Origin of the sequence: Streptomyces sp. NPDC048106 (assembly GCF_040706415.1) — a bacterium.
In the GTDB taxonomy this organism is placed as follows: Bacteria; Actinomycetota; Actinomycetes; order Streptomycetales; family Streptomycetaceae; genus Streptomyces.
This window is the reverse complement of record NZ_JBEZND010000011.1, coordinates 17,737-38,498: the sequence shown is the minus strand read 5'-3', so window position 1 is coordinate 38,498 and position 20,762 is coordinate 17,737. Positions and strand designations below refer to the sequence as shown.

The 20,762-nt window shown below is 72.2% G+C and carries 16 protein-coding genes and 1 pseudogene; 10 read left to right on the top strand and 7 right to left on the bottom strand.

The features are described 5' to 3' along the window. Positions 1-56: 56 nt before the first annotated feature. Positions 57-452: a RidA family protein gene (locus AB0927_RS14160; RefSeq protein WP_366667839.1), complete on the top strand. Its 396-nt coding sequence runs from the start codon at positions 57-59 to the stop codon at positions 450-452. Between the two features lie 75 nt (positions 453-527). Here AB0927_RS14160 and AB0927_RS14155 read toward each other — a convergent pair. Further along, positions 528-626: pseudogene (locus AB0927_RS14155) on the bottom strand. A gap of 209 nt (positions 627-835) precedes the next feature. Next, positions 836-1,876, bottom strand: a complete 1,041-nt coding sequence (locus AB0927_RS14150; protein WP_366667838.1) for a hypothetical protein — start codon at positions 1,874-1,876, stop codon at positions 836-838. Between the two features lie 342 nt (positions 1,877-2,218). Between AB0927_RS14150 and AB0927_RS14145 the strand changes: the two genes are divergently transcribed. From AB0927_RS14145 to AB0927_RS14135, 3 genes are all read left to right on the top strand, one after another. Then, positions 2,219-2,926, top strand: a complete 708-nt coding sequence (locus AB0927_RS14145) for a 2OG-Fe(II) oxygenase (RefSeq protein ID WP_366667837.1) — start codon at positions 2,219-2,221, stop codon at positions 2,924-2,926. 170 nt (positions 2,927-3,096) lie between these two features. Next, positions 3,097-5,388 carry a PQQ-binding-like beta-propeller repeat protein gene (locus AB0927_RS14140; RefSeq protein ID WP_366667836.1) on the top strand — a complete coding sequence of 764 codons (2,292 nt, stop codon included), beginning with the start codon at positions 3,097-3,099 and terminating at the stop codon, positions 5,386-5,388. A gap of 40 nt (positions 5,389-5,428) precedes the next feature. Then, on the top strand, positions 5,429-5,626 hold the full coding sequence (locus AB0927_RS14135; protein WP_366667835.1) for a hypothetical protein: 198 nt from the start codon (positions 5,429-5,431) through the stop codon (positions 5,624-5,626). A gap of 72 nt (positions 5,627-5,698) precedes the next feature. On the opposite strand, the gene AB0927_RS14130 is transcribed toward AB0927_RS14135, so the two are convergent. Both AB0927_RS14130 and AB0927_RS14125 read right to left on the bottom strand, forming a co-directional pair. Continuing rightward, the gene (locus AB0927_RS14130) at positions 5,699-9,247 is read right to left on the bottom strand and encodes a hypothetical protein (protein WP_366667834.1); all 3,549 of its coding nucleotides are present in this window, start codon (positions 9,245-9,247) and stop codon (positions 5,699-5,701) included. Between the two features lie 248 nt (positions 9,248-9,495). Then, positions 9,496-10,389 (bottom strand): helix-turn-helix transcriptional regulator, encoded by an 894-nt coding sequence (locus AB0927_RS14125; RefSeq protein WP_366667833.1) that lies wholly within the window; start codon positions 10,387-10,389, stop codon positions 9,496-9,498. Between the two features lie 219 nt (positions 10,390-10,608). Between AB0927_RS14125 and AB0927_RS14120 the strand changes: the two genes are divergently transcribed. The 5 genes from AB0927_RS14120 to AB0927_RS14100 all read left to right on the top strand — a co-directional run bounded on the left by AB0927_RS14120 (position 10,609) and on the right by AB0927_RS14100 (position 16,007). Then, on the top strand, positions 10,609-10,929 hold the full coding sequence (locus AB0927_RS14120; RefSeq protein ID WP_366667832.1) for a carboxymuconolactone decarboxylase family protein: 321 nt from the start codon (positions 10,609-10,611) through the stop codon (positions 10,927-10,929). A gap of 57 nt (positions 10,930-10,986) precedes the next feature. Further along, positions 10,987-11,400, top strand: a complete 414-nt coding sequence (locus tag AB0927_RS14115; RefSeq protein ID WP_366667831.1) for a cupin domain-containing protein — start codon at positions 10,987-10,989, stop codon at positions 11,398-11,400. A 77-nt stretch (positions 11,401-11,477) separates the two neighbouring features. After that, complete coding sequence (locus tag AB0927_RS14110) at positions 11,478-12,500, top strand: zinc-dependent alcohol dehydrogenase family protein (protein ID WP_366667830.1); 1,023 nt, start codon at positions 11,478-11,480, stop codon at positions 12,498-12,500. A gap of 76 nt (positions 12,501-12,576) precedes the next feature. After that, a complete protein-coding gene (locus AB0927_RS14105; RefSeq protein WP_366667961.1) occupies positions 12,577-13,365 on the top strand; it encodes a glucose 1-dehydrogenase in 789 nt (262 codons plus the stop codon). A gap of 254 nt (positions 13,366-13,619) precedes the next feature. Then, positions 13,620-16,007, top strand: a complete 2,388-nt coding sequence (locus AB0927_RS14100) for a CAP domain-containing protein (protein ID WP_366667829.1) — start codon at positions 13,620-13,622, stop codon at positions 16,005-16,007. A 141-nt stretch (positions 16,008-16,148) separates the two neighbouring features. On the opposite strand, the gene AB0927_RS14095 is transcribed toward AB0927_RS14100, so the two are convergent. After that, positions 16,149-18,401, bottom strand: a complete 2,253-nt coding sequence (locus tag AB0927_RS14095; RefSeq protein WP_366667828.1) for a helix-turn-helix domain-containing protein — start codon at positions 18,399-18,401, stop codon at positions 16,149-16,151. Positions 18,402-18,734: 333 nt separating this feature from the next. Here AB0927_RS14095 and AB0927_RS14090 point away from each other — a divergent pair, with 333 nt between their 5' ends. Further along, complete coding sequence (locus tag AB0927_RS14090; RefSeq protein ID WP_366667827.1) at positions 18,735-19,451, top strand: DUF4232 domain-containing protein; 717 nt, start codon at positions 18,735-18,737, stop codon at positions 19,449-19,451. 163 nt (positions 19,452-19,614) lie between these two features. Here AB0927_RS14090 and AB0927_RS14085 read toward each other — a convergent pair whose 3' ends face one another. Continuing rightward, positions 19,615-20,049 (bottom strand): LOG family protein, encoded by a 435-nt coding sequence (locus AB0927_RS14085; protein ID WP_366667960.1) that lies wholly within the window; start codon positions 20,047-20,049, stop codon positions 19,615-19,617. Between the two features lie 281 nt (positions 20,050-20,330). Further along, on the bottom strand, positions 20,331-20,681 hold the full coding sequence (locus AB0927_RS14080; protein ID WP_366667826.1) for a hypothetical protein: 351 nt from the start codon (positions 20,679-20,681) through the stop codon (positions 20,331-20,333). Positions 20,682-20,762: the final 81 nt, after the last annotated feature.

Here is a 20,762-nt window from a genome sequence, read left to right as displayed (position 1 = left end):
ATCGGTGAATCGGGCACCGGCAGGGGCCGGTTTCCGGTCGTGGCATGATCGGCGCCATGGAGCACTTCATACGTCCCGACGGTTCACCGCCCGTCAACGGCTACAGCCACGCGGTCGCCTTCACCGGGGCGATGGTCGCCGTCTCGGGCCAGGTCCCGGTGGACAGCGACGGCAAACTGGTGGGGAAAGAGGACGCCGAGGCCCAGGTCCGGCAGGTCTACGCGAATCTGGCCACCGCACTTCAGGCAGCGGGCTCCGGCCTGGAACACGTCGTCAAACTGACCGTCTACCTGACCGATCTGGACGACCTGGGCGCGTTCCGCAAAGTACGGGACGAGCACCAGGACGCGGAACACCCGCCCGCCTGCTCCTTGGTGAGGGTCGCCGGCCTGGTGCACCCGGACTTCCGGGTCGAGATCGACGCATTGGCCGTGGCACCGAGCGCTGGATGACGACGGGCCCCGGAGGGGTCAGACCGCACCGCGGCACGGGGCGGTCTGCCGCCATCGGCTCACCGGTGTCGTGCGTGGCGGAGAGGGCAGGATTCGAACCTGCGTGGACCCTTGAAGGATCCGACCTCGAGACGCGCTCGCTGGTCCCCGATCAACCACTCCGGGCACCTCTCCTCGTTCCCGGCCCCGGGTGATGTCCCAGCGCCGGTCACGTGAAAGAGCATCCCAGGAGCTGCTGACGGGAGACTGACATCCGGCATCCGGCATCCGGCATCCGGCATCCGACATCTGACGCCTGGAGCGAGAGCCCCTCTGCCCTGAGGAGACTCAGGGCAGAGGGGCTCTTCATTCTCGAGGATCTCGAAGATCCCGAGGAGGCCGGCTTACGGCTCCGGCGAGACCAGCGGTTCCCAGGGATTGTTGTCGCACTCCAGCGTCGCCCCGCCCGGCGCCGTCGGGTTCGCGGTGCATGTGGTCTCGTAGACCTGCCCACCCGTGGTGAGGACGTTGATGCGCACCGGGTGCGGCTGCCCGGTGAACGCGTTGGTCTCGTTGATCGACGCGCTGCAGACGACATCCCTTCCCGGATAGCCCGGGTGGTCGGTGAGGTTGATCCACGTGAAGGGCCCGGCGACGTCGCCGGTGTCGTTGCGGATGGCCACGTACGTCTGACCGCCGTTGGTCACCGCGGACCGGAGTTCGTAGTTGCCCAGGTCCTGGGTGGCGTCGATGTCGGAGCATCCCGACGCACCCGCCGGTCCGGGCGGACCCTCCGGCCCCGGCTCACCGGGCAGACCCATCTCTCCGGGCGGACCCGGCTCGCCCGGCAGTCCGTTCTCCCCGGGCGGACCCGGTTCCCCGGGCGGCCCGATCTCTCCGGGCGGACCCGGCTCTCCGGGCGGACCCGGCTCTCCGGGCAGTCCGTTCTCTCCTGCCGGGCCCGGCTCGCCGGGCAGACCCATCTCTCCGGGCGGACCCGGCTCGCCCGGCAGTCCGTTCTCCCCGGCCGGGCCCGGTTCCCCGGGCAGTCCGTTCTCCCCGGCCGGGCCAGGCTCGCCGGGCAGTCCGTTCTCTCCGGGCGGACCCTCCGGCCCGGCCGGACCGGTGTCGCCCGTCGGACCTGCCGGACCCGTCGGGCCCTCCGGTCCGGCCGGACCCGTGTCACCCGTCGCACCCGTCGGGCCCGCGGGGCCGGTGGGGCCGGTCGGACCCGTGGGGCCCACGCACCCCTTTCCGCCCGAGTGCTGCTTTCCGTACCCGCTGGAACCGTGTTGCTTCTTTTTGCAGCCGTCGCCACCGTGGTGAGACCCCTTGCCGTGCGACGTGGCCGGCTTCACGGACAGGCCGCGCGCGGCCGCCGTGGAGGGGGAGGCGACTCCGGTGACCACCGCCAGCGCGAGCGAGGCGATCATGCTGGCCTTCATGCATCTGTCCCGGGCCAGCGGTCCGAGCGGTGGAGTCGACTTGAACTCAGGACTCACGCAGGCACTCCATCCATCAACAGTTTTCGGGCAAGTTCCCGAACGTGACAGCAAGCGTGAGGGTTCCGCACGATTTTTGGCGGTTTATATTCTCCAAACGCCTACACGTCAAGCAAATCGGATCAATTGACGGATAATGTGAGGAGTTCAGCTAATCGGCGGAATTTCCCTGCGCGGAAGACGGCTCATGGGCAAGTCATCACCCTCGCCGACTCCTTGAGGGCCCCTAGGATCTGTCCGTTTCATCGTGTATGTCACATTCGGCGATGGTGAGGGCAGGGAACGATGACAGTGCGAGACCTGGCGACAGCGGCATCCGGTACGCAGGAACGGCCGCCGCGGGTGTCCGCGGACGCGGTCTGGCGGCTTCCGGTGACGGTCTGCCGCATCACCGACTTCCTCGGGAAGCGGGCTTCGGCCACCCTGCTGGAGAGGGTCACCGCGGAGGCAGGCGGCGCCATGGCGCCCTCCACGGTCGACGGCAGCTCGGTGAAGCCGGAGGTGCGCCGTTCCCGCTCCGCGTGGTTCGGCGCCCCGGAACTGCTGGAGGCCATCGACGAGGTGCTGGAGGTCGTCGAGAACACCCTCCGCGTCTCCTGCCACGACACCGAACCCAGCTACTGCCTCAACGTGCACAACGACGGCGACTTCTACCGGGCCCACCGGGACACCGACGGCCGCGGATACACCGAACGCCTGCTCACCTTCGTCTACTACCTGCACCGCACCCCACGCCCCTTCCAAGGCGGCGCCCTGCGCGTGTTCGACGCGTTCCACCCCGTCGACCCGGAGAAGACCCCGACGTGGGAGGGGTGCACATGGCGGGACTACGAACCCGAACACGACAGCATCGTCTTCTTCCGCCCGACCGTCCTGCACGAGGTCCGCAAGGTCGGCTGCCCGAGCAGAAGGCCCGAGGACAGCCGCTTCGCCATCAACGGCTGGCTGTGCCGCCCCCCCACCCTGCCGTCCGCCAGAGAAGACGTGAACTGAGAACGCCTCTCGTCGCCGGGCCCGGCCGCCGGAACCGCCGGCCGCGCCCCGCCGGCGGCCCCCGCATCCACCGTTTCCGCCGCCCACCCGACCGCACGCACGCCCCCCTGCCGGGGCTACGCTGCGTTCAGTTTGCCGGAACCAAGGTGCGATACGGGGGACTTGGCGCTGTGGAGGCTCGCATACTGGCCGACCGGTATCGGCTCGTCAGGCTGCTGGGGCAGGGCGGGATGGGGGAGGTGTGGGAGGCCCGCGACGAGGTCCTGGGGCGCGCGGTCGCCGTCAAGGTGATCTCCGTACTCGCCGGCGGCGGCAGCACCGCCGACGAGGCACGCGCCCGCTTCCTGCGCGAGGCGCGGATCACCGCCGCGCTGCAGCATCCGCATATCGTGACCGTTCACGACCTGGGCACGGCCGCCACCGCCGACGGCGGCACACCGTTCCTGGTCATGGAACTGCTGCGCGGCGAGGGCCTGGAGGCCGCCGTCCGCAGAGGCCCGGTCGGCGGGGCGGACACGGCCCGCTGGGGCGCGCAGATCTGCGAGGCCCTCGCGGAGGCACACTCCGTCGGCGTCCTGCACCGCGACATCAAGCCCGCCAACATCTTCGTCGCCTCGTCGGGCCGGGTGAAGGTCCTCGACTTCGGCATCGCCCGCGCCGCCGACCCCTCGGCCACCGACGGCCGGCTGACCCGCACCGGACTCGTGGTCGGCACGGCCGCGTACATGGCGCCCGAGCAAGCCCGCGGCTACCCCGAGCAGCGCAGCGACCTGTACGCGGTGGGCTGTCTCCTGTTCGAACTGCGCACCGGGCGGCCGCCGTTCACCGCACCCGACACCCTCGGGTTCCTGACGGCGCACCTCAACGACGCGCCACCCGCGCCGAGCAGCGTGGCGCCGGACATCTCACCCGCATGGGACCGGCTGATCCTCCGCCTGCTGGAGAAGAACCCCCGTGACCGGTACGGCTCGGCCGGCGAACTCGCCGACGCACTGCGCGAGTTGGACGGCCGGCCCGTACCCGCGGCGCCCGCGCCCTCCCCCCGCCCCGGACCCGCGGACACCGCCGCACCACCCGAGGCCGCCCCCACGGTCACGGCCACGCGTCTCGACGCCCCGGGACAGACCGGCCGCACCGCGCCGAGCCGCCGCGAACTCCTCCTGCGCGGCGCCGGAATCGCCGCTGTGGCCACGGCCGGCGTCTCCGCGGGCGTCTACCTCACCGGCAGCCCCGGACACGACCCGTTCGCCTGGTCCTACGACCTCGGCACCGCGGGCGGCGGGGGCTACGACGAGCCCGTGCGGTCCGGCGGACGCTGCTTCGTCCCCGCCCATGACACCGCCCTGATCCAGGCGTTCGCACTCGACAGCGGCAAGCGTCTGTGGAAACGCGACCTCGGCCTCGACTGGCCCCTGCACGGACGCTCCGAGACCGTCGCACTCAACGGCGGCGACACCGTGATCGTGCTGGTCCAGCTGCCCGAGGACCTGATCCCGATGCTGTACGTCCTCGACGGCGCCACCGGCAGGACCCGCTGGAAGCGGGAGGCGTACGACAAGGACGATTACGACCTGCACGTACTCGACCGCAGCGCACTGGTCGTCTTCGGCAGCGGCGACCCCAGCCAGCAGTACGTCACCGCCTTCGACGCACGCACCGGCGAGGAACGCTGGAACCAGTCGGTGCCCGGACCGGGAGGCATCACGGCGATCGGCGACCTGGCCCTGGTGGGCTCGACGGCACTCGACGGCACCACAGGAAGGAAACTGTGGGAGCAGCCCCGCATGACCCCCTACGGCGACTCGGGGGACTCCACCAGCGCGCCGCTGCGCACGGGCGACGCGGTCCTCTTCCACGAGCACGGTGAGAAGGACCGCATCGATCTCGTCCTGCGCGGCACCGCCACGGGACAGGAGAAGTGGCGCACCCCCCTGTCCGAGATCAAGACCGTACCCGGCAGCGACGGCACCATGCGCGAGGATCCCCCGGCGGCCCCCCTCTCGGGCACCACCCTCCTGCTGCCCCGCCTCGACGGCGAGCGCAGCAGACCCACCGCCGTCGACGTCCGCACCGGCAACCGGAAATGGACCTTCAAGGGCGACTACGGTTCCGCGGACCGCGACCCCGGCCCGGTGGCCACCCCCGGCGGCTTCGTCCTGCCCACACCCGACGGCGCGGTCTGTCTCCGCGCCGAGGACGGCACGGAACGCTGGCGGACCACGGGCGGCGAGAACCTCGGCATCGACTCCGCGGGCGACTACACCATGGTCCGTCACTCCCGCACCGCGAGGCTGTTCCAGCGCAGGGAGACAGTGCGCATCCTGCGCTCCACGGACGGCCACACGCTGTGGCAGGGCGAGTTCACATGGAGCATCCGCAGGAGCAGCCCCTTCGCCGCAGGCCGGACCCTCGCCTTCCTGGACCCCCAGGAAACCCTGCGCGCCATCCGCCTCACCGGCTGAACCTCAACGGACGGACCCGTCCCCGAACACCTGGGAAGACATGATCGATCTCGTGCTGGTTCTCTTCTTCGGCTTTCTTCTCTCGTCGCCGATCTGGATGACACGGTGTGCCGGAAAGTTCTCCAAAGCGTTCTCGACGCCCAAGTCCAGGGAAGCCGCCGAGGCCCTGTTCATCGTCGCGGCCGTAGTCCTGCTCTTCGTCCTGGTCACCGGCCTCGCACTGGTTTCGGGAATTTGACCTGAGAAGGCGGTACGGGGGCCCGCCCCGCCCTCAACCGGCGCGACTGAACTAGAACCCGACGAAGCACTGTCAGGCGGTCAGCAGCGCCTCCACCGTCGAGACCGGATCCCACTCGGCGTCGAGGCCCGTCAGCCGCTCGGCGACCCGGTGCCAGGCCGCCGGATCCGTGCCGAGCCCGGAGCGCACGAGGTCCGCGAGGAGGGCCCGGGCCTCGGCGGCCCCGGGCGGCGCGTCCGTGCGGCGGGCGGCGCCGCCCAGGTAGGCGAGCAGCCACCCGGCCGGGGCCGCCAGGCGCACCAGGTCCGCGCCATCGAGGAACCCCGCCGTGAGCAGCCCGTCCACCTGGGTGGACGGCGCGCAGTGGAACTGGCCGCCCAGACCGTGCCGGGCCCGCTCCCGGGTGAGCCGCGCGCCGCCGGGCAGGCCGTCCGGGCCCGGCTCGGGCAGCAGCGCCGCATGCCGCAGCCGTACGTCCTCGGGGACACCGTCCAGACGGACGATGTCCTGCCAGAACGGGAGCGGCTCCTCGGCGTGCGCGGCTTCCAGAGCCGCCCAGTCCACGGGCTCGCCCGGCGGGAGGGACTCGACGAGATCACGTGCGCGCGGCGCGCTCTGGGCACGCCGCAGCTTGCGGACGAGCTTGTCCGGCGCCATCTCACGGCCGAGCCGGGCACGAAGGACGCCGACGGGGTCGGCGGACGCCAGGGCCTTCACACACACGGCGGCGGCGGCAGGCCCGAGCACGTCCCGCCCCGCGAGCCGCGCCAGCCGGTCGGCACCACCGTGCTCGAACACCCGCAGACAGCCCAGCAGTTGATGCCCGAAGCCAAGATGCCGGCCCTGTCTTTCGAGCAACTCCTCCACGAGATCGGGTTCCGCGGAGCACAGCCACATCAGACCGCCGGCCGGCCAGCCGGCACCCCCGGCACGCCAGTCGGCCAGCACCCGCGCACCCAGCGACGGCCGCCCGGCACCGGGCCGCGACCGGGCCACGATCCGGTGGACGGCGGACCGGGGCATCCAGTGCCCCAGCAGGACCAGGTCGACCTCGGGGTCGTCGAGGTCGACGAGGCGCTCCACCGCGCCACTCCGCTCCATCCACCGGGACTGCGCGGCGAGCACACGCAGCGCGTCGCGGTCCCGGCCCGCGAGCAGCCGGTCCAGAGCGACGCGCGGCGTACGGTCGTAGCGCAGCAGGTACGCGGCCAGCAGCCAGGGCCCGTCGGGGCCGAGCCGGGGCAGTACGGCGTCGACCACCTCCGCGTCGGCCAGGCAGAGCAGGGTGCCCTCCGGCCAGGCCCACAGATGGTCACCGCGCTCCAGAAGCCCGATCGCCTCGTCGGGGGTGCCCGGCCGGGTGCCGCCGATGGACGCCCTCGCGCTCGCCGCCGGGCCGGCTCCGCACTGCGCGCGCTCCACCAACTCCGCCCACGTCAGCCCCTCCGAGGCGGCCTCGGACGCCGTCACGGCCGCGGCCAGGCGGAGCCAGGCGTCGGGATCGGTGCCGAGCCGGGCGCGCAGCCGGCGGGCGAGCGCGGCCCGCCAGGCGTCGGCGAACGCGAGTCGCCTCCAGTCGTAGGGCAGCAGCAGAAGCCGCCGCGCGGGCAGCAGGGCGAGCAGCTCATCGGGGGACAACACCCCCTGCACGTAGGCGCGTTCGGTGTGCTGCGCGCCGGACCCGTACGTCTCGGGGAGCCGCGCACGCACCTGCGCGAGGCTCGGCGCCTCACCCGCGAGAGCGTTCCCGGGCACGGGGACGCCCTGGAGGGCGCAGGCGGCGGCGAACCAGCGGGGGACGGCGAGGCCGGGCAGGGTCGCCGGCTCGTACCCGGTCAGCGCGCGCAGCACCCGCGGATCCTTCGGCCGCGGCGCACCCTCCGGGGCGAGGGAGTACAGCAGGTCGAGCGCAGCCAGAGCGTGCACACGCTCACGCCGGTGGAAGGCCCCCCGGGGCGCGGGTGCCGAGGCCGGTGTCACGGGCCCGGCCGGAGACTCGGACTCGGACTCGGACTCGGACTCGGATTCGGTCTCGGACTCGGGTTCGGGCTCGGCGGCAGCGGCCGCCGTGGCCTTGCCCGCCTCGGCTATCAGCTCCGCGACCGTACCCCCGTATCCGGGCAGCAGGACATCGAGCGCCGCCCAGGCCCGCTCCCGCTCGTCCAGATGCGCCTGCGTCAGCGCGCGCAGCTCGGCGGCCGCCGCCGCGCCCAGCAGCTCCCGCCCGGCGAGGCGAGCGAGCGCGTCCAGGGCGCGGGCAGCGGGACGCGCGGTGCCGATCAGCTCGACCGGGTCGAGGAGCCCCGCCGCTGCCATGCCCTCCGCCCAGACGGCGGCGCTCTCGTCGAGTTCCTCCTTTGCGAGGCGCGCCGCGGGCGGGGTGGTGTTCCCCGCACGACGGCCCCCGGCCCGCCACGGCTCGTTGAGGACACTCAGCCGGAACGCCTGGCGCTGCGCATCGCTCGCCGCCTCGTGGCGGGCCAGCTCCTCGCAGGCCCTGGGCATGAACGGGGTCACGGCATGGGCCGCGGCGAGCGCGCCGAGATCATGGGCGTACGGCTCGGACAGCAGGTGACGCAGGGTGCTGGTGCCCCGGGCGGTGGCAAGCAGCGCGGGCAGCCGGGCCGGGTCCGCGTACGGCTCGCCCTGCGCGCGCAGCCGGCGCAGCCCCTCGTCGCCCGGAGCGGCCAGGGCCGCGACGACCGCGTCCACGACGGACCGGCTGAGCCACCGGACTGCGGCGGGGTCGCCGAGCAGGGCCCGTACGGCGTCCGGGCCGGTCCGCTCCCAGATCCTCAACAGTGCGTACTGCTGGGCGACTTGACGCACACCCCACCTCAGCGCCGGCACCACGAGCTGCGGGTCGCCCGAGCCGAGCAGCGGCACGAGCCAGGTACGCGGGACTCGGCCGTGCGGCGCCGTCAGCTCGGCACGCAACGCGTCGTCCAGCGGCACGGCATCGAGCCGTTCCGCGATGGTGCGGCGCAGGGACGGGGTGGTGCGCGGGTTGCGGTAGACGGCCGCGGCGACCCGGGCGTCACCGACCGCGACCAGCCGGGCGAGGACCCGGGTGTCGAGCCGGGGATGACGCGCCAGGGCCGCCCGCGTGCGCGTGTCCCCATGCTCGACGACCGCCGTGAGCAGAGCGTCCCCCGGCAGAGCCCCGCCGGCCAGCAGCTCCGCCGCCACCCCCTCGGGCAGGGCGGCGAACGCGGCGGCGGCATGCCGCGGCTCCGCGTGCTCCAGGAGCAGGCCAAGCGTGCGGTGGACACTGCGGGGCACGGGAGGACGGAGCGTCTCCCCGGACACCTGCGGCACCGGCAGCGTGGCGAGCAACTCGGGCAGACCACCCCGGTACCCGGCCAGCGCCTCGTACAGCCCGCACCAGCGCCCCGCGTCCGCAGCGAGATGACGCCCCGTCAACTCGCCGAGGAATAAGGCCGTCTCGTCGTCGACCCCACCCGCGGCGGCGGCCTTCCCCGCCACCGACCGCGCGGGCCGCGCCCGCTCCACCACCCCCAGCACGGCACCACTTTCCGGCCCCGCGCCCGCCACGCCCCGGCCGACCGCGGCCACCTCACGCAGCAGCCACCCGACCGCCCCCACCCGCGTTCCCGTCATGCCCGCCATGTTAGAGCCGGCACCGGCGCCCGCCTCGGGGACTCCCGTCCACAACGGCCAGCAGGCCGGCCCGTGTTCGACACGGCCACCGCCCAGGCACCCGACGCGAACGCGCGCGGTCCCGCCGGGGACACTGCCACCTGGGTGATCAACCCGCGGCGGCAACTGCGGGACGCCGGTTCAGGCGAAGCCAGTTTTCGGAGATCATGATCCGGTCGGCCCGAGCGGACCCGTCCGTTCCCCGTGTCTCATTCCTGCCGGTCGGTGGATGCCGGGCTGCTGGGGGACGGGGCGTTCTCGGTGGCGGCCCATGCGGCGAGGAGCTGGATCTTGTCGTGCTCCGGGGTATGGGGCGGGGCGCTGTAGGCGGTGAGGGTCAGGCCGGGGTGGGCGGGCAGCTCCATGGCGTCGAAGTCGAGGCTGATCTCGCCGATGGCCGGGTGCCGGAAGGCTTTGCGGCCGGTGTAGTGCAGGCGCACGTTGTGCTTGGCCCAGGCGGTGCGGAACTCGTCGCTGCGGGTGACGAGCTCGCCGATCAGATTCGTCAGCTCGCTGTCGCCGGGCGCGCGGCCGGCCTCGGTGCGGAGCAGGGAGACGGCGGTGTTCACGGCCTCCTCCCAGTGGGGGAAGAAGTCGCGGCCGGCGGGGTCGAGGAACTGGAAGCGAGCGATGTTGACCGGCTGGTGGGCGCCGCTGGTGTAGAGCGGGCTGTACAAGGCGCGGCCGAGGGCGTTGGTGGCCAGGATGTCGAGTCGGCCGTTGCGGATGAAGGCCGGGCAGTCGCCGATGGAGTTCAGGACCCGCAGCACGCTGTCCGGGAGTGGCCCGCGGGGGCGCCTGGCGCGGCGGGCGGGGCGTTTCGCGGCGGCGCGGGCCAGGTCGTGGAGGTGGGCGCGTTCGGCGTCGTCGAGCTGGAGGGCGTTCGCGACGGAGTCGAGGACTTCTTCGGACGCGCCGCCCAGGTGTCCTCGTTCCAGGCGCACGTAGTAGTCGATGCTGACGCCGGCGAGCAGGGCGACCTCTTCGCGGCGCAGGCCGGGCACGCGCCGGTTGCCGCCGAAGGCGGGCAGGCCCGCCTGCTGCGGAGTGATCTTGGCGCGGCGGGAGGCCAGGAACTCGCGGATGTCGCTTTCGGTACTCACGCATTCCACGCTAAGCCGGACAGCGCATGTGTGGGGGGCTCTGCCAGTACCTGTAACGGCAGGCCCTTCTCGCCCTCTTTGCGCTGCGGTTTCCTCGATAACGGCGCCGGCCGAAGCGGCCGGGGACCCCGGTGGTTCCCGCCTTCAGCGGATGCCGCGCGCCGGGCCCGGCCACACGGTGGTACTCGGGTCCGCACCGTTCGATCAAGGAGAATTTCCGTGCCGAAGCAGTCTGCCCCCCGGGAGCTGGCCGGTATCGCGCCGAAGCTGGTCGAGATCACCGACGAGGTGCTGTTCGCGGACGTCTGGGAGCGGCCCTCACTGCCGCCGCGCGACCGCAGCCTGGTCACGGTCAGTGTGCTGGCCGCCCTCTACCGCAGCGAGCAGCTGCCCTACCACCTGGGTGTGGCCCTGGACAACGGGCTGAGCGTGGAGGAGCTGTCCGAGGCCATCACCCACCTGGCCTTCTACGCCGGATGGCCCAACGCCATGACCGCGATCAGCCTTCTGAAGAAGATCGCCGACGAGCGAGCCGCCTGACCAGGCACGCCCCGCCCCCGCCCGCCCCCGCACCGTCAGAGAACAAGGAAGACCGTCGTGGAACACATCACCTCCACCCCCACCGTCAAGGCTGGCGCCGAGCGGTTCACCGGGGATGTCTACCTCAACCAGATCGAGGCGCCCACCGATCCGGCGCGCCTGGCCGCCGCCCTGGTGCGCTTCACCCCCGGTGCCCGCACCAACTGGCACTCCCACGCCAAGGGCCAGACCCTCTACGTCACCGACGGGGCCGGCCTGGTCGGTACCCGCGACGGCAGTGTCGTGCGGGCCACGGCGGGGGAGACGGTGAAGTGCCCGGCGGGTGAGGAGCACTGGCACGGTGCCACCGACACCACCCTCATGGCCCATGTGGCCATGCTCGTCGGCGACGACGACGGTGACGGCACGACCTGGCTCGAGCCGGTGACCGACGAGCAGTACGCCAAGGCGCTGGCCGCCGTCGCCCGCTGACCGCCCCCTGTACCTGCCGGCCGCTCCGACGACGCGGCACCGGCCCCCCTTTTGAGAACCAGAAAGGCCCGTCCATCATGCATGGAGCCGTCCTTTACGCTCCCGGGGATGTGCGCTTCGAGGAGCGCACCGACCCCACGATCCAGAACCCGGCCGACGCGGTCATCCGCACCGTCGCCACCTGTGTGTGCGGTTCGGACCTCTGGGACTACCGCGGTATCAACCCCGTCGTCCAGCCCACCCCGTTCGGGCACGAGTACGTCGGGATCGTCGAGGAAGTCGGCGCCGACGTGAAGGCCGTCCAGCCGGGGCAGTTCGTCATCGGCTCGTTCTTCGCCTCCGACAACACCTGCCCGAACTGCAAGAACGGCTACCAGACCAACTGCCTGCACCGGGAGTTCGTCGGCGCGGAGGGCTGCCAGGCCGAGAGGATCCGTATCCCGCTGGCGGACGGCACGCTGGTCGCCACCCCCCGGATGCCCGACGAGAAGTACATCCCCAGCCTGCTGGCCTGCTCCGACGTGATGGGCACCGGCTGGTACGCGGCCAAGGCCGCCGAGGTGCGACCGGGCGACACGGTCGCCGTCGTCGGGGACGGTGCGGTCGGCTTGTGCGCGGTGATCGCCGCCAGGGAACTGGGCGCCGAGCGGATCATCGCCATGTCCCGGCACGAGTCCCGGCAGAAACTGGCCCGCGAGTTCGGCGCCACCCACATCGTCGCCGAGCGGGGCGAGGAGGGCGTGGCCCGCATCAAGGAGCTGACCGGCGGGATCGGCGCCGACCGGGTGCTGGAGTGCGTGGGCAACGCGCAGTCGATGCAGCAGGCACTGAACTCCACCCGTCCCGGCGGCAACGTCGGCTTCGTCGGCGTCCCCCACGGCGTCTCCCTCGACGGCGAGCAGCTGTTCTACTCCCACGTCGGCGTGCGCGGCGGCCCCGCCCCGGTACGCGAGTACCTGCCCCACCTCATCGACCTGGTCCTCGCCGGCCGCATCGATCCGGGCAGGGTCTTCGACCTGGAACTGCCCCTGTCCGAGGCGGCCGAAGGCTACAAGGCCATGGACGAACGCCGCGCCATCAAGGCCCTGCTGCGTCCCTGAGACCTCGCGCGGTGCCGGCACCCGCCCCGGCGGCCGGCACCACACGGCCCACTCCGGCCATCTCGGCCCCCGATCGCTGAACAGGAATTCTTCGCTGACGAACCCCGCCTACGACTTCACCGGGCAGGTCGCCCTGGTCACCGGGGCCGCCTCCGGCATGGGCCTGGCCACCGCCCGCGCCTTCGCGCAGGCCGGTGCCGCCGTCGTCCTCGCCGACCTCGACCAGGAGGCCGCCGAGCGAGCCGCCCGAGAGCTTGCCGACGCCGGCCACCAGGCCCTCGGTATCGGCTGCGACGTGGCCGACGAGGCCCAGGCCGCCGCCAGGGTCGCGCGCACGGTGGACACCTTCGGGCGCCTGGACATGGCCTTCGACAACGCCGGTATCCAGGCCCCGCCCACCGATGCCGCCGACGAGAGGGCCGAGGACTTCGACCGCGTCAACGCGGTCGATCTGCGCGGCGTCTGGACCTGCCAGAAGCACGAACTGCGCCAGGTGCGGACCCAGGGCTGCGGCGCGATCGTCAACCGCTCCTCCCTCGGCGGCCTGGTCGGCCTGCCCGAACGGGCCGCCTACCACGCCTCCGAACACGGCGTGATCGGCCTGACCCGCAGCGCCGCCGTCGAGTACGCGCCCAGGGGCATTCGCATCAACGCCGTGTGCTCCGGCACCATCGACACCCCGATGGTCGCCGCCATGCTCGAAGGGCAGGCCGAGGCCATGGCCGAGATCATGAAACAGCAGCCGATCGGCCGCCTGGGCACCGCCGACGAGATCGCCGCCGCGGTTCTGTGGCTGTGCAGCCCGGCCGCCGGCTTCGTCATCGGCGTCGCCCTGCCGGTGGACGGCGGCTTCACCGCCCACTGAGCCGAGGACAAGCCCCTGCCTCCGCGCAAGTTGCGATCACCCACACGGAGTAACAGGCTGACAGTGGAAGCAATATGGGTGCCGAACCCTTGGCCGTGCTCGTCGGCACACGGTGCGCGCACAGCACGCACCACGAACGGCTCATCTCAGGCCGGTGCCGCCCTTTCGGCAACCGAGCCCGGCGCGGCCACTACACCGCGGCGACACCCCCGTAGGGGGGCTGACGCCGCGTGGGACGCGGATGAGGTTTTCCAATGCCCGCACCCTTCACCCCGCACGGCCTTCGTCGAGGCCGTCTGCCGAACTTCCTCCAGACAGGCGCGCCGGCCGCGGCCCTCCCCGGGATCGTCACCGAATACCCCCTGCCCACCCCGGGCAGCTCCCCCTACCCCTGGGACGTCGCGGCCGGGCCCGACGGCAACCTGTGGTTCACCGAGTACGACAGGGGGCTGCTCGGGCGGATCACCCCGGGCGGAGCCATCACCGAATACCCCCTGCCCACCCCGGACGGCGGGCCGACGGGAGTCACGGCCGGCCCGGACGGGAACGTGTGGTTCACCGAATACGACAGCGGCCTGCTCGGGCGGATCACCCCGGCCGGAGCCATCACCGAATACCGCATCCCCAGCCCGGACAGCTTCCCGTGGGGCATCACGGCCGGCCCGGACGGCAACCTGTGGTTCGCCGAGTACGGCAACGGTGTGATCGGGCGGATCACCCCGGACGGGTCCATCACCGAATTCCCGCTGACCGACGCGGGCAGCGGGCCGACGGGGATCACGGCCGGGCCGGACGGCAACCTGTGGTTCGTCGAGTCCACCGGTAACCGGATCGGACGGATCACCCCGGCCGGAGCCATCACCGAACACCCCATCCCCAGCCCGAACAGCTCCCCGTGGGACATCGCGGCCGGCCCGGACGGCAACCTGTGGTTCGCCGAGGGCGACGGCAACCGGATCGCACGGATCACCCTGGGCGGGGAGATCACCGAGCACCCCGTCCCCACCGCGGGCAGCCAGCCCTCCGGGATCGCGGCCGGACCGGACGGCAACCTGTGGTTCACCGAGTACCTCGGCGGCAAGGTCGGGCGGATCACCCCGGAGGGGTCCGTCACCGAATACCCCCTGCCCCCCGCGGACAGCGGGCCGACCGGGATCGTCGCAGGACCGGACGGGAACCTGTGGTTCACCGAGTACGACAACGGTGTGATCGGTCAGGTCACCCCGGCCGGGTCCCTCGCCGAATACCCCTTGCCCGTACTGAACAGCCATCCGCTCGGGATCACGGCCGGCCCCGACGGCAACGTGTGGTTCACCGAGTCCACCGGCAGCCGGATCGGGCAGATCACTCCGGCGGGGTCCGTCACCGAATTCCCCCTGCCCACCGCAGTCAGCCTCCCCTTCGGGATCGCGGCCGGGCCCGACGGCAACCTCTGGTTCACCGAGTACTTCGGCGGCAAGGTCGGGCAGATCACCCCGGGCGGGAACATCACCGAATTCACCGTGCCCCATGCGGACGCCTTCCCGTTCGGCATCACGGCCGGCCCCGACGGCAACCTCTGGTTCACCGAGTACTGGGTCGGCAAGATCGGGCGAATCACCCCGGGCGGGACCGTCACCGAATTCCCTCTGCCCACCGAGGGCAGTCGCCCGCTGCACATCGTGGCGGGACCGGGCGGAAACCTGTGGTTCACCGAGCACTGGAGCGGCAAGATCGGGCAGATCACGCCGACGGGATCCGTCACCGAATTCCCCCTGCCGACCCCCGACAGCGGGCCGGCCGGCATCGCGGCCGCCCCGGACGGGAACCTGTGGTTCACCGAATCCAGAGGCAACCGGATCGGGCGCATCACCCCGACGGGATCCGTCACCGAATACCCCCTGCCCAACCCCGGCAGTTCCCCGTACGCCATCGCGTCCGGGTCCGACGCGGACGCGTGGTTCACCGAGTCCACGGGCAACCGGATCGGACGCATCACCTCGACGGGATCCGTCACCGAATACCCCCTGCCCACCGCGGACGGCCACCCGTTCGGCATCGCGGCCGGCCCGGACGGGAACCTGTGGTTCACCGAGTACGTCAGCGGCAGGATCGGACAGATCACCTCGGGCGCCGGCCCCACGCCGGATCCGCTGGAACAACAGCTCTTCGATCTGGTCAACCACGCACGGACGCACCCGGAGGCGTACCCCCTTCTCGAACCGGACCCGCAGGGAGAAGCGAAGCTGAGCGGCTGCCCCAACCCCTTCCAGCTCTCCCAGCAGCTCGGAAACATCGCGCACGACCACAGCAGTTACCTCTCCACCGTTCCCAGCGCCCAGGTCCAGCAGGACTCGAACATGCACCGAGGGCCTGACGGCAAACTGGTATGGGAAAGCGGCGAGCCCATGGACCTCGCGGGCTACCACACCTTCCGCGGGGAAAACGTCTACTTCCAGTGGGGGCAGCCCGAGCCCGCCCCCAGCCCCGCTCAGGCAGTGGAGTACTGGATGCAGAGGGACTCGGCATGGCACTGGGCGCACCGCAACCTCATCCTCAACTGCGCGGCCCTGGAAGCCGGCGTGGGTTACTACCACCAGGCCCGGCCGCCGGGCAGCACCGAAATCCAGCACTACTGGACGCTGGACGCGGGCACGCGCTGATCCGGGTGGCCCCCATCCGTGACCACGGCTTCCCGCGCGGGCTCCCCGGGTGAGCCGGCGTGGGCGGCGCGCCAGTTCAACCGGACCACACCAGGGCCGGCACAAAGGCGGGCTACCGAGCCGGGCGCCGTCCGGGGCCGCTCAGCCGAGGCCGGCGAGGCGTTCCCGGGCTTCGGTGATGCGCTGGGGGTCGGCCGCCGTGCCGAGGGCGAGGCACCGGGTGAAGGCGTTCCGGGCCTCGTCATCGCGTCCGGCGGCCAGCAGGGCGTCGCCGAGGAAGACCAGGGCGCGGCTTTCCATGCCGTTGTTCCCGCCGTCGCGCCAGAGCCTTACGGCGGTGTGCAGGTGGCCGGCGGCCTCGGACCAGTTCCTGAGGGAGGCGTAGGCCCGGCCGATGTTCATCTGCAGGTTCGCGCGGGTGACCTCGGCGACGTGCGGTTCTATGTCGTCGCCGGCCTGGTCGAGGAAGGCGAGCGTGCGGATGTGCTCCGTGACGGATTCCTCGTTCCGGCCCGCCAGGTGAAGGTTTTGGGCTGTGCTGCTCATGGCCTGGAGGGTGCCGTGAAGGTCGCCGGCGGCCTCGAAGAGCCTGGCTGACTCCTGGTTGTGATGTGCCGCCGCGGCATGGTCGCCGAGCAGACCGAGCGCCCAGGCGGAGTAGACGTGGGCCCAGCCCTGCTGGGGGAGGTCTCCGGCGCGCTGGGCGGCGGCCAGGGCCTGGGCGGAGCGGTCCACGCTGTCACGGTGGCGGCGTTCACAAACGAGCAGGGCCCAGGCGTGGTAGTTGAGCTGGGTGGCTTCCAGAAGAGGGTCGCCGAGCGCCTGGGCGCAGCGCGCGGCGGTGCCGAAGACCTCGGGCCAGTGTCCCCAGAAGATCCACTGGTCGGAGAACCAGTGCAGGGCTTCGGCGACCTCGACGACGGTGGTGTGGTCGCCCGCGTTGGCGGCCGCGCGCAGGGCGGCGAGCCAGTTGTCGCCTTCGGCCTGGAGCCAGTGGCGGGCGTGCTCGGCGGTGGACAGGTCGGCAGTGCCCTGCCAGGTGGCGGGCGGGGCACCGTGGTCGGGTTCGTACCAGCGGCCGGCCACGACGGCGGTCTCCAGCATCCAGCGGCGCAGCGCCGAACGGGCCTTCTCCGACTCGCCCTCGGGCTCCTCCGCCCGCAATCGGCTACGGGCGTACAGGCGCAGCAGGTCGTGCAGACGGTAGCGGTCCCGATCGGTACCCAGGAGCCCGGTCTCGACGAGTTCCTCGAGGGTGTCCTCCGCGTCGAAGAGGTGCTGCCCGGTGAGCTGGGCGGCGCCCGCGGCGCTGACATCCGGGCCGTCGACCAGGGACAGCAGCCGGAACAGACGGGCGGCACCCGGGGTGAGCTGGCGGTACGACAGGTCGAAAGCCGCCGAGAGATGAAGGTCGCCGGCCGACAGCTGGTCCAGCCGGCGCTCTTCCAGGGCAAGGCGGTCGGCGAGGCGGCGCAGACTCCAGCCGGTACGGGTGGCCAGCCAGTTGCCCGCCACCCGCAGTGCCAGCGGCAGATGCGCGCAGCTATGGGCGACCTCGGCCAGCGCGACCGGGTCCGCGTCCGTACGTTCCCGTCCGACCAGCACGGTCAGGAGGGCGGTGGCGTCGGCGGGGGAGAGTTCGCCCAGGGGCAGGCGGTGGACGCTTTCCAGGCCGGTGAGCATCCGCCGGCTGGTGACCACCACCATGCCCGCGCCCGCACTCGGCAGCAGCGGGCGGACCTGCGCCTCGTCACGGGCGTTGTCGAGCACCAGCAGACAGCGCCGCTCGGCCAGCACCTGCCGGTACAGCCCCGGGTGGCCCTGCGGGCCCGCCTTGGCCAGATCCCGGTCGGCCACCCCCAACGCCTTCAGCACACGCAGCATCAGCTCAGCCGGACCGGGAGGATCGTCGTCCATGCCCCGCAGATCGAGCAGCAGCTGCCCGCCGGGAAAGCGCCCGGCCAGCTCATGGGCGGCGTGCAGCGCCAGAGTGGTCTTACCTGCCCCGGGCGGCCCGGACACCGCCGCCGCCACCGGCAGCCCGGCAACCGCCTGCTCCGCCAGTGCCGTCAGCCGCGCGAGTTCTGCCCCCCGGCCGGTGAAATCATCGATGCCGCGCGGGAAGACACGCAGGCTCGCCGAATGGGGGCGCGGGTTGCGGCCCGACCGGGCGGCGGCCAGAAACCGCTCCCGCTCCGCCTCACCCAGCCCCAGTCCGTCCGCGAGCGCGGCCACCGTTCCCCGCTGGGGAGTCGCCCGCCGCCCCCGCTCCAGATCCCCGATCCCGCGGACACTCACCCCCGACGCCTCCGCCAACGCCTCGATCGTCAGCGACGCATCCAACCGCAACTGCCGCAGCAGCGACCCGAACCCCGCAACACCCGCGTCGGCCACCTGACCCACCCCGCCCCTTCACCCCGCCAGCACCTACCGTCCCCGCACACCAAGGCGCCGAGCAGGTGCCCCGCCAGCACCCTGGCCATCAGACGGCGACCGCCCATATATACCTCAGGGAATGAACCGCCCGGCGGAACGAACTGAGATGCGGACACGTATGCCGGCCTGCGAAAACCCCTCGCAGTAAGTGCCGTGGCGGCGCCTTGGCAGGCCGTGAGGTCATCGATTCGCCTGTGACGGAACGAAGACGAGGCACAGAGCCGCCTGTGACTCGGTGCGGGATACAAATACTTCCGACCGCACGCACCGCGCTGCTCCTGGGGGAACACCGTGAAGTACACCCGCATCACTGCTCTGGCCGCCATCAGCGTTGCCGCCACCCTCTCGCTCACCGCCTGCGGAAGCGACGGCTCCGGGAAGGAGACGTCCTCCAAGGGCTCCTCGGCCTCGTCTTCTTCCCCGTCCTCGGAGGGCGACTCGCCCTCGGACGGCGGCTCGAAGCCGGACGGCGGTTCGAAGCCGGAGGGTGGTTCTGGCTCTGGTGGTGGCGCGGAGGCCGGTGCTGCGGGGTCGGGCTCCGGACAGGGCACCGAGGTCGGCGGCGACGGCGGGAACGGTGGCGGGACGGAGACCGGGGGCAAGGTGGCGTTCTGCAAGACGGCGGACCTGGCCATCGACGCCCGTAACGCCGCGCCCGACACGGTTGCCGGCAGGATCGACGTCACCATGGTCAACCGGGGCTCGGTCACCTGCTCGGTGACGGGGTTCGCGGGCGTCGACATCAAGGACGCCGACCACACCTCGAGCCCCATCGAGCGCGGCCAGGCCCAGCCGCGCATCACCACCCTGAAGCCCGGCGATGCCGCTGTCTTCGACCTCGCCTACGACATCGACAACAGCGGCAACAGCCTCACGTCCCCGACCAACATTCTGGTGACGCCCCCGAACGAGACGCACACGGTGAGCCTGCAGTGGCCCGCGGGCGCGGGAGACATCAAGGGCGCCTACACCGACGTCCAGGTCTACCCCACGCACACCACCGAGTAGGAGCCGTCTTCGGCCCTGGCTCCTGGCGGGTACGCGGGGAGGCGTTCCTGCTGCTGGGTCGAGCATCATCTGGGCGGAGCGGCCGGAGAAGGCGGCGCCCCCGGCCGCCGGCTGAACGTGGCGCGTCCCGCCGGGCGCCGAAAGGGATGCGCCGCGCCTTCGGCTACGGCGAACCACCGTACGCTGCTGCGCACTTCGGGTGCTGCGGCCCCACCCCCTCCACCTCCCGCTCAGCCGGAAGCCATCTGGGCCACGGGCACCGGGCAGGGAAGCCCCAGCAGGTCGAGCGCCGCCTCAGGAGCGTCGGCGATCTTGACGATGGAACACTCCCGGGGCGTGAAGAAACCTTCCTCGCACCGCTTGCGGCGTCGAGCGTGCCGAACCCGCCCGGCAGCACCAGGAACGCGTCCGAGAGCCGGTACATCAGCGCCTTGCGCTCGTGCATGCTGGGCACCGCGAAGATCTCGCCGCACACCTCGACCGCCCGCTCGCGCTCGCGCAGCGCGTGCGGGATCACCCCGGTCACCCTGGCTCCGGACCGGTGCGCGGCCTGAGAGATGGCGCCCATGACGCCGACGCCGCCCGCGCCGTAGACCAGGTCGGCACCACGGAGCCCGAGCCCCTCGCCGAGCGCTGTTCACCGCCCGATCCGGTGCGTTTGTGGTGCGCCCATGCCTCATTTCCGGCTCCGGCAGAGCGATCACGGCGTACCGCCGGGCACTCGACGAGGGCGCCACCCCGCGGCACCACTTCCGCCACGCTGACGAGAGCACCCGTTGAGTCCACGTACATGGCGGCGTGGTAGAGGGCTGACCTTCTGCGGCAACATGCCCGCGCCCCCGGTGCGGGGGTGAACCAGGGGCGCGGAGTGCAGGGGGTTCAGACGTGGAGGAGGAGGCTGAGCTCCTGCGGGAGCCCGGGGGTGCCGGCCGGTTTCGGCTGGAGCGTTTCGTCCAGTTCGAAGGCCCAGCGGTGGGACGGCGCGCAGCCGAACGTCTTCGTGGCGAGTGCCGGCAGGGACCGCGTGGCAGAAGCCGCGCTGTCCCACAGGAGGGCCAGGCCCTGCCGGTCGGCCGTTGGGTCGGTGAGCCAGTGGCTCGTCCGCAGGCCCGGGAACTCGCCGGCGCAGGAGCCGGGGGCGGCGCCAGGGGCTTGCGGCCGGGCGATGGAGTCCTTGGCCGGGGTTCCGGCGGAGCGAGTTCCGTCCCACCAGGCGATGACGACATGCATGGGGTCTCCGTGCTGAGTGTCGTGCGTGATGATGCGGTGTCCCCGTTGACACCCTTGCGTGGCGCCGGCCCATGGCGTGAG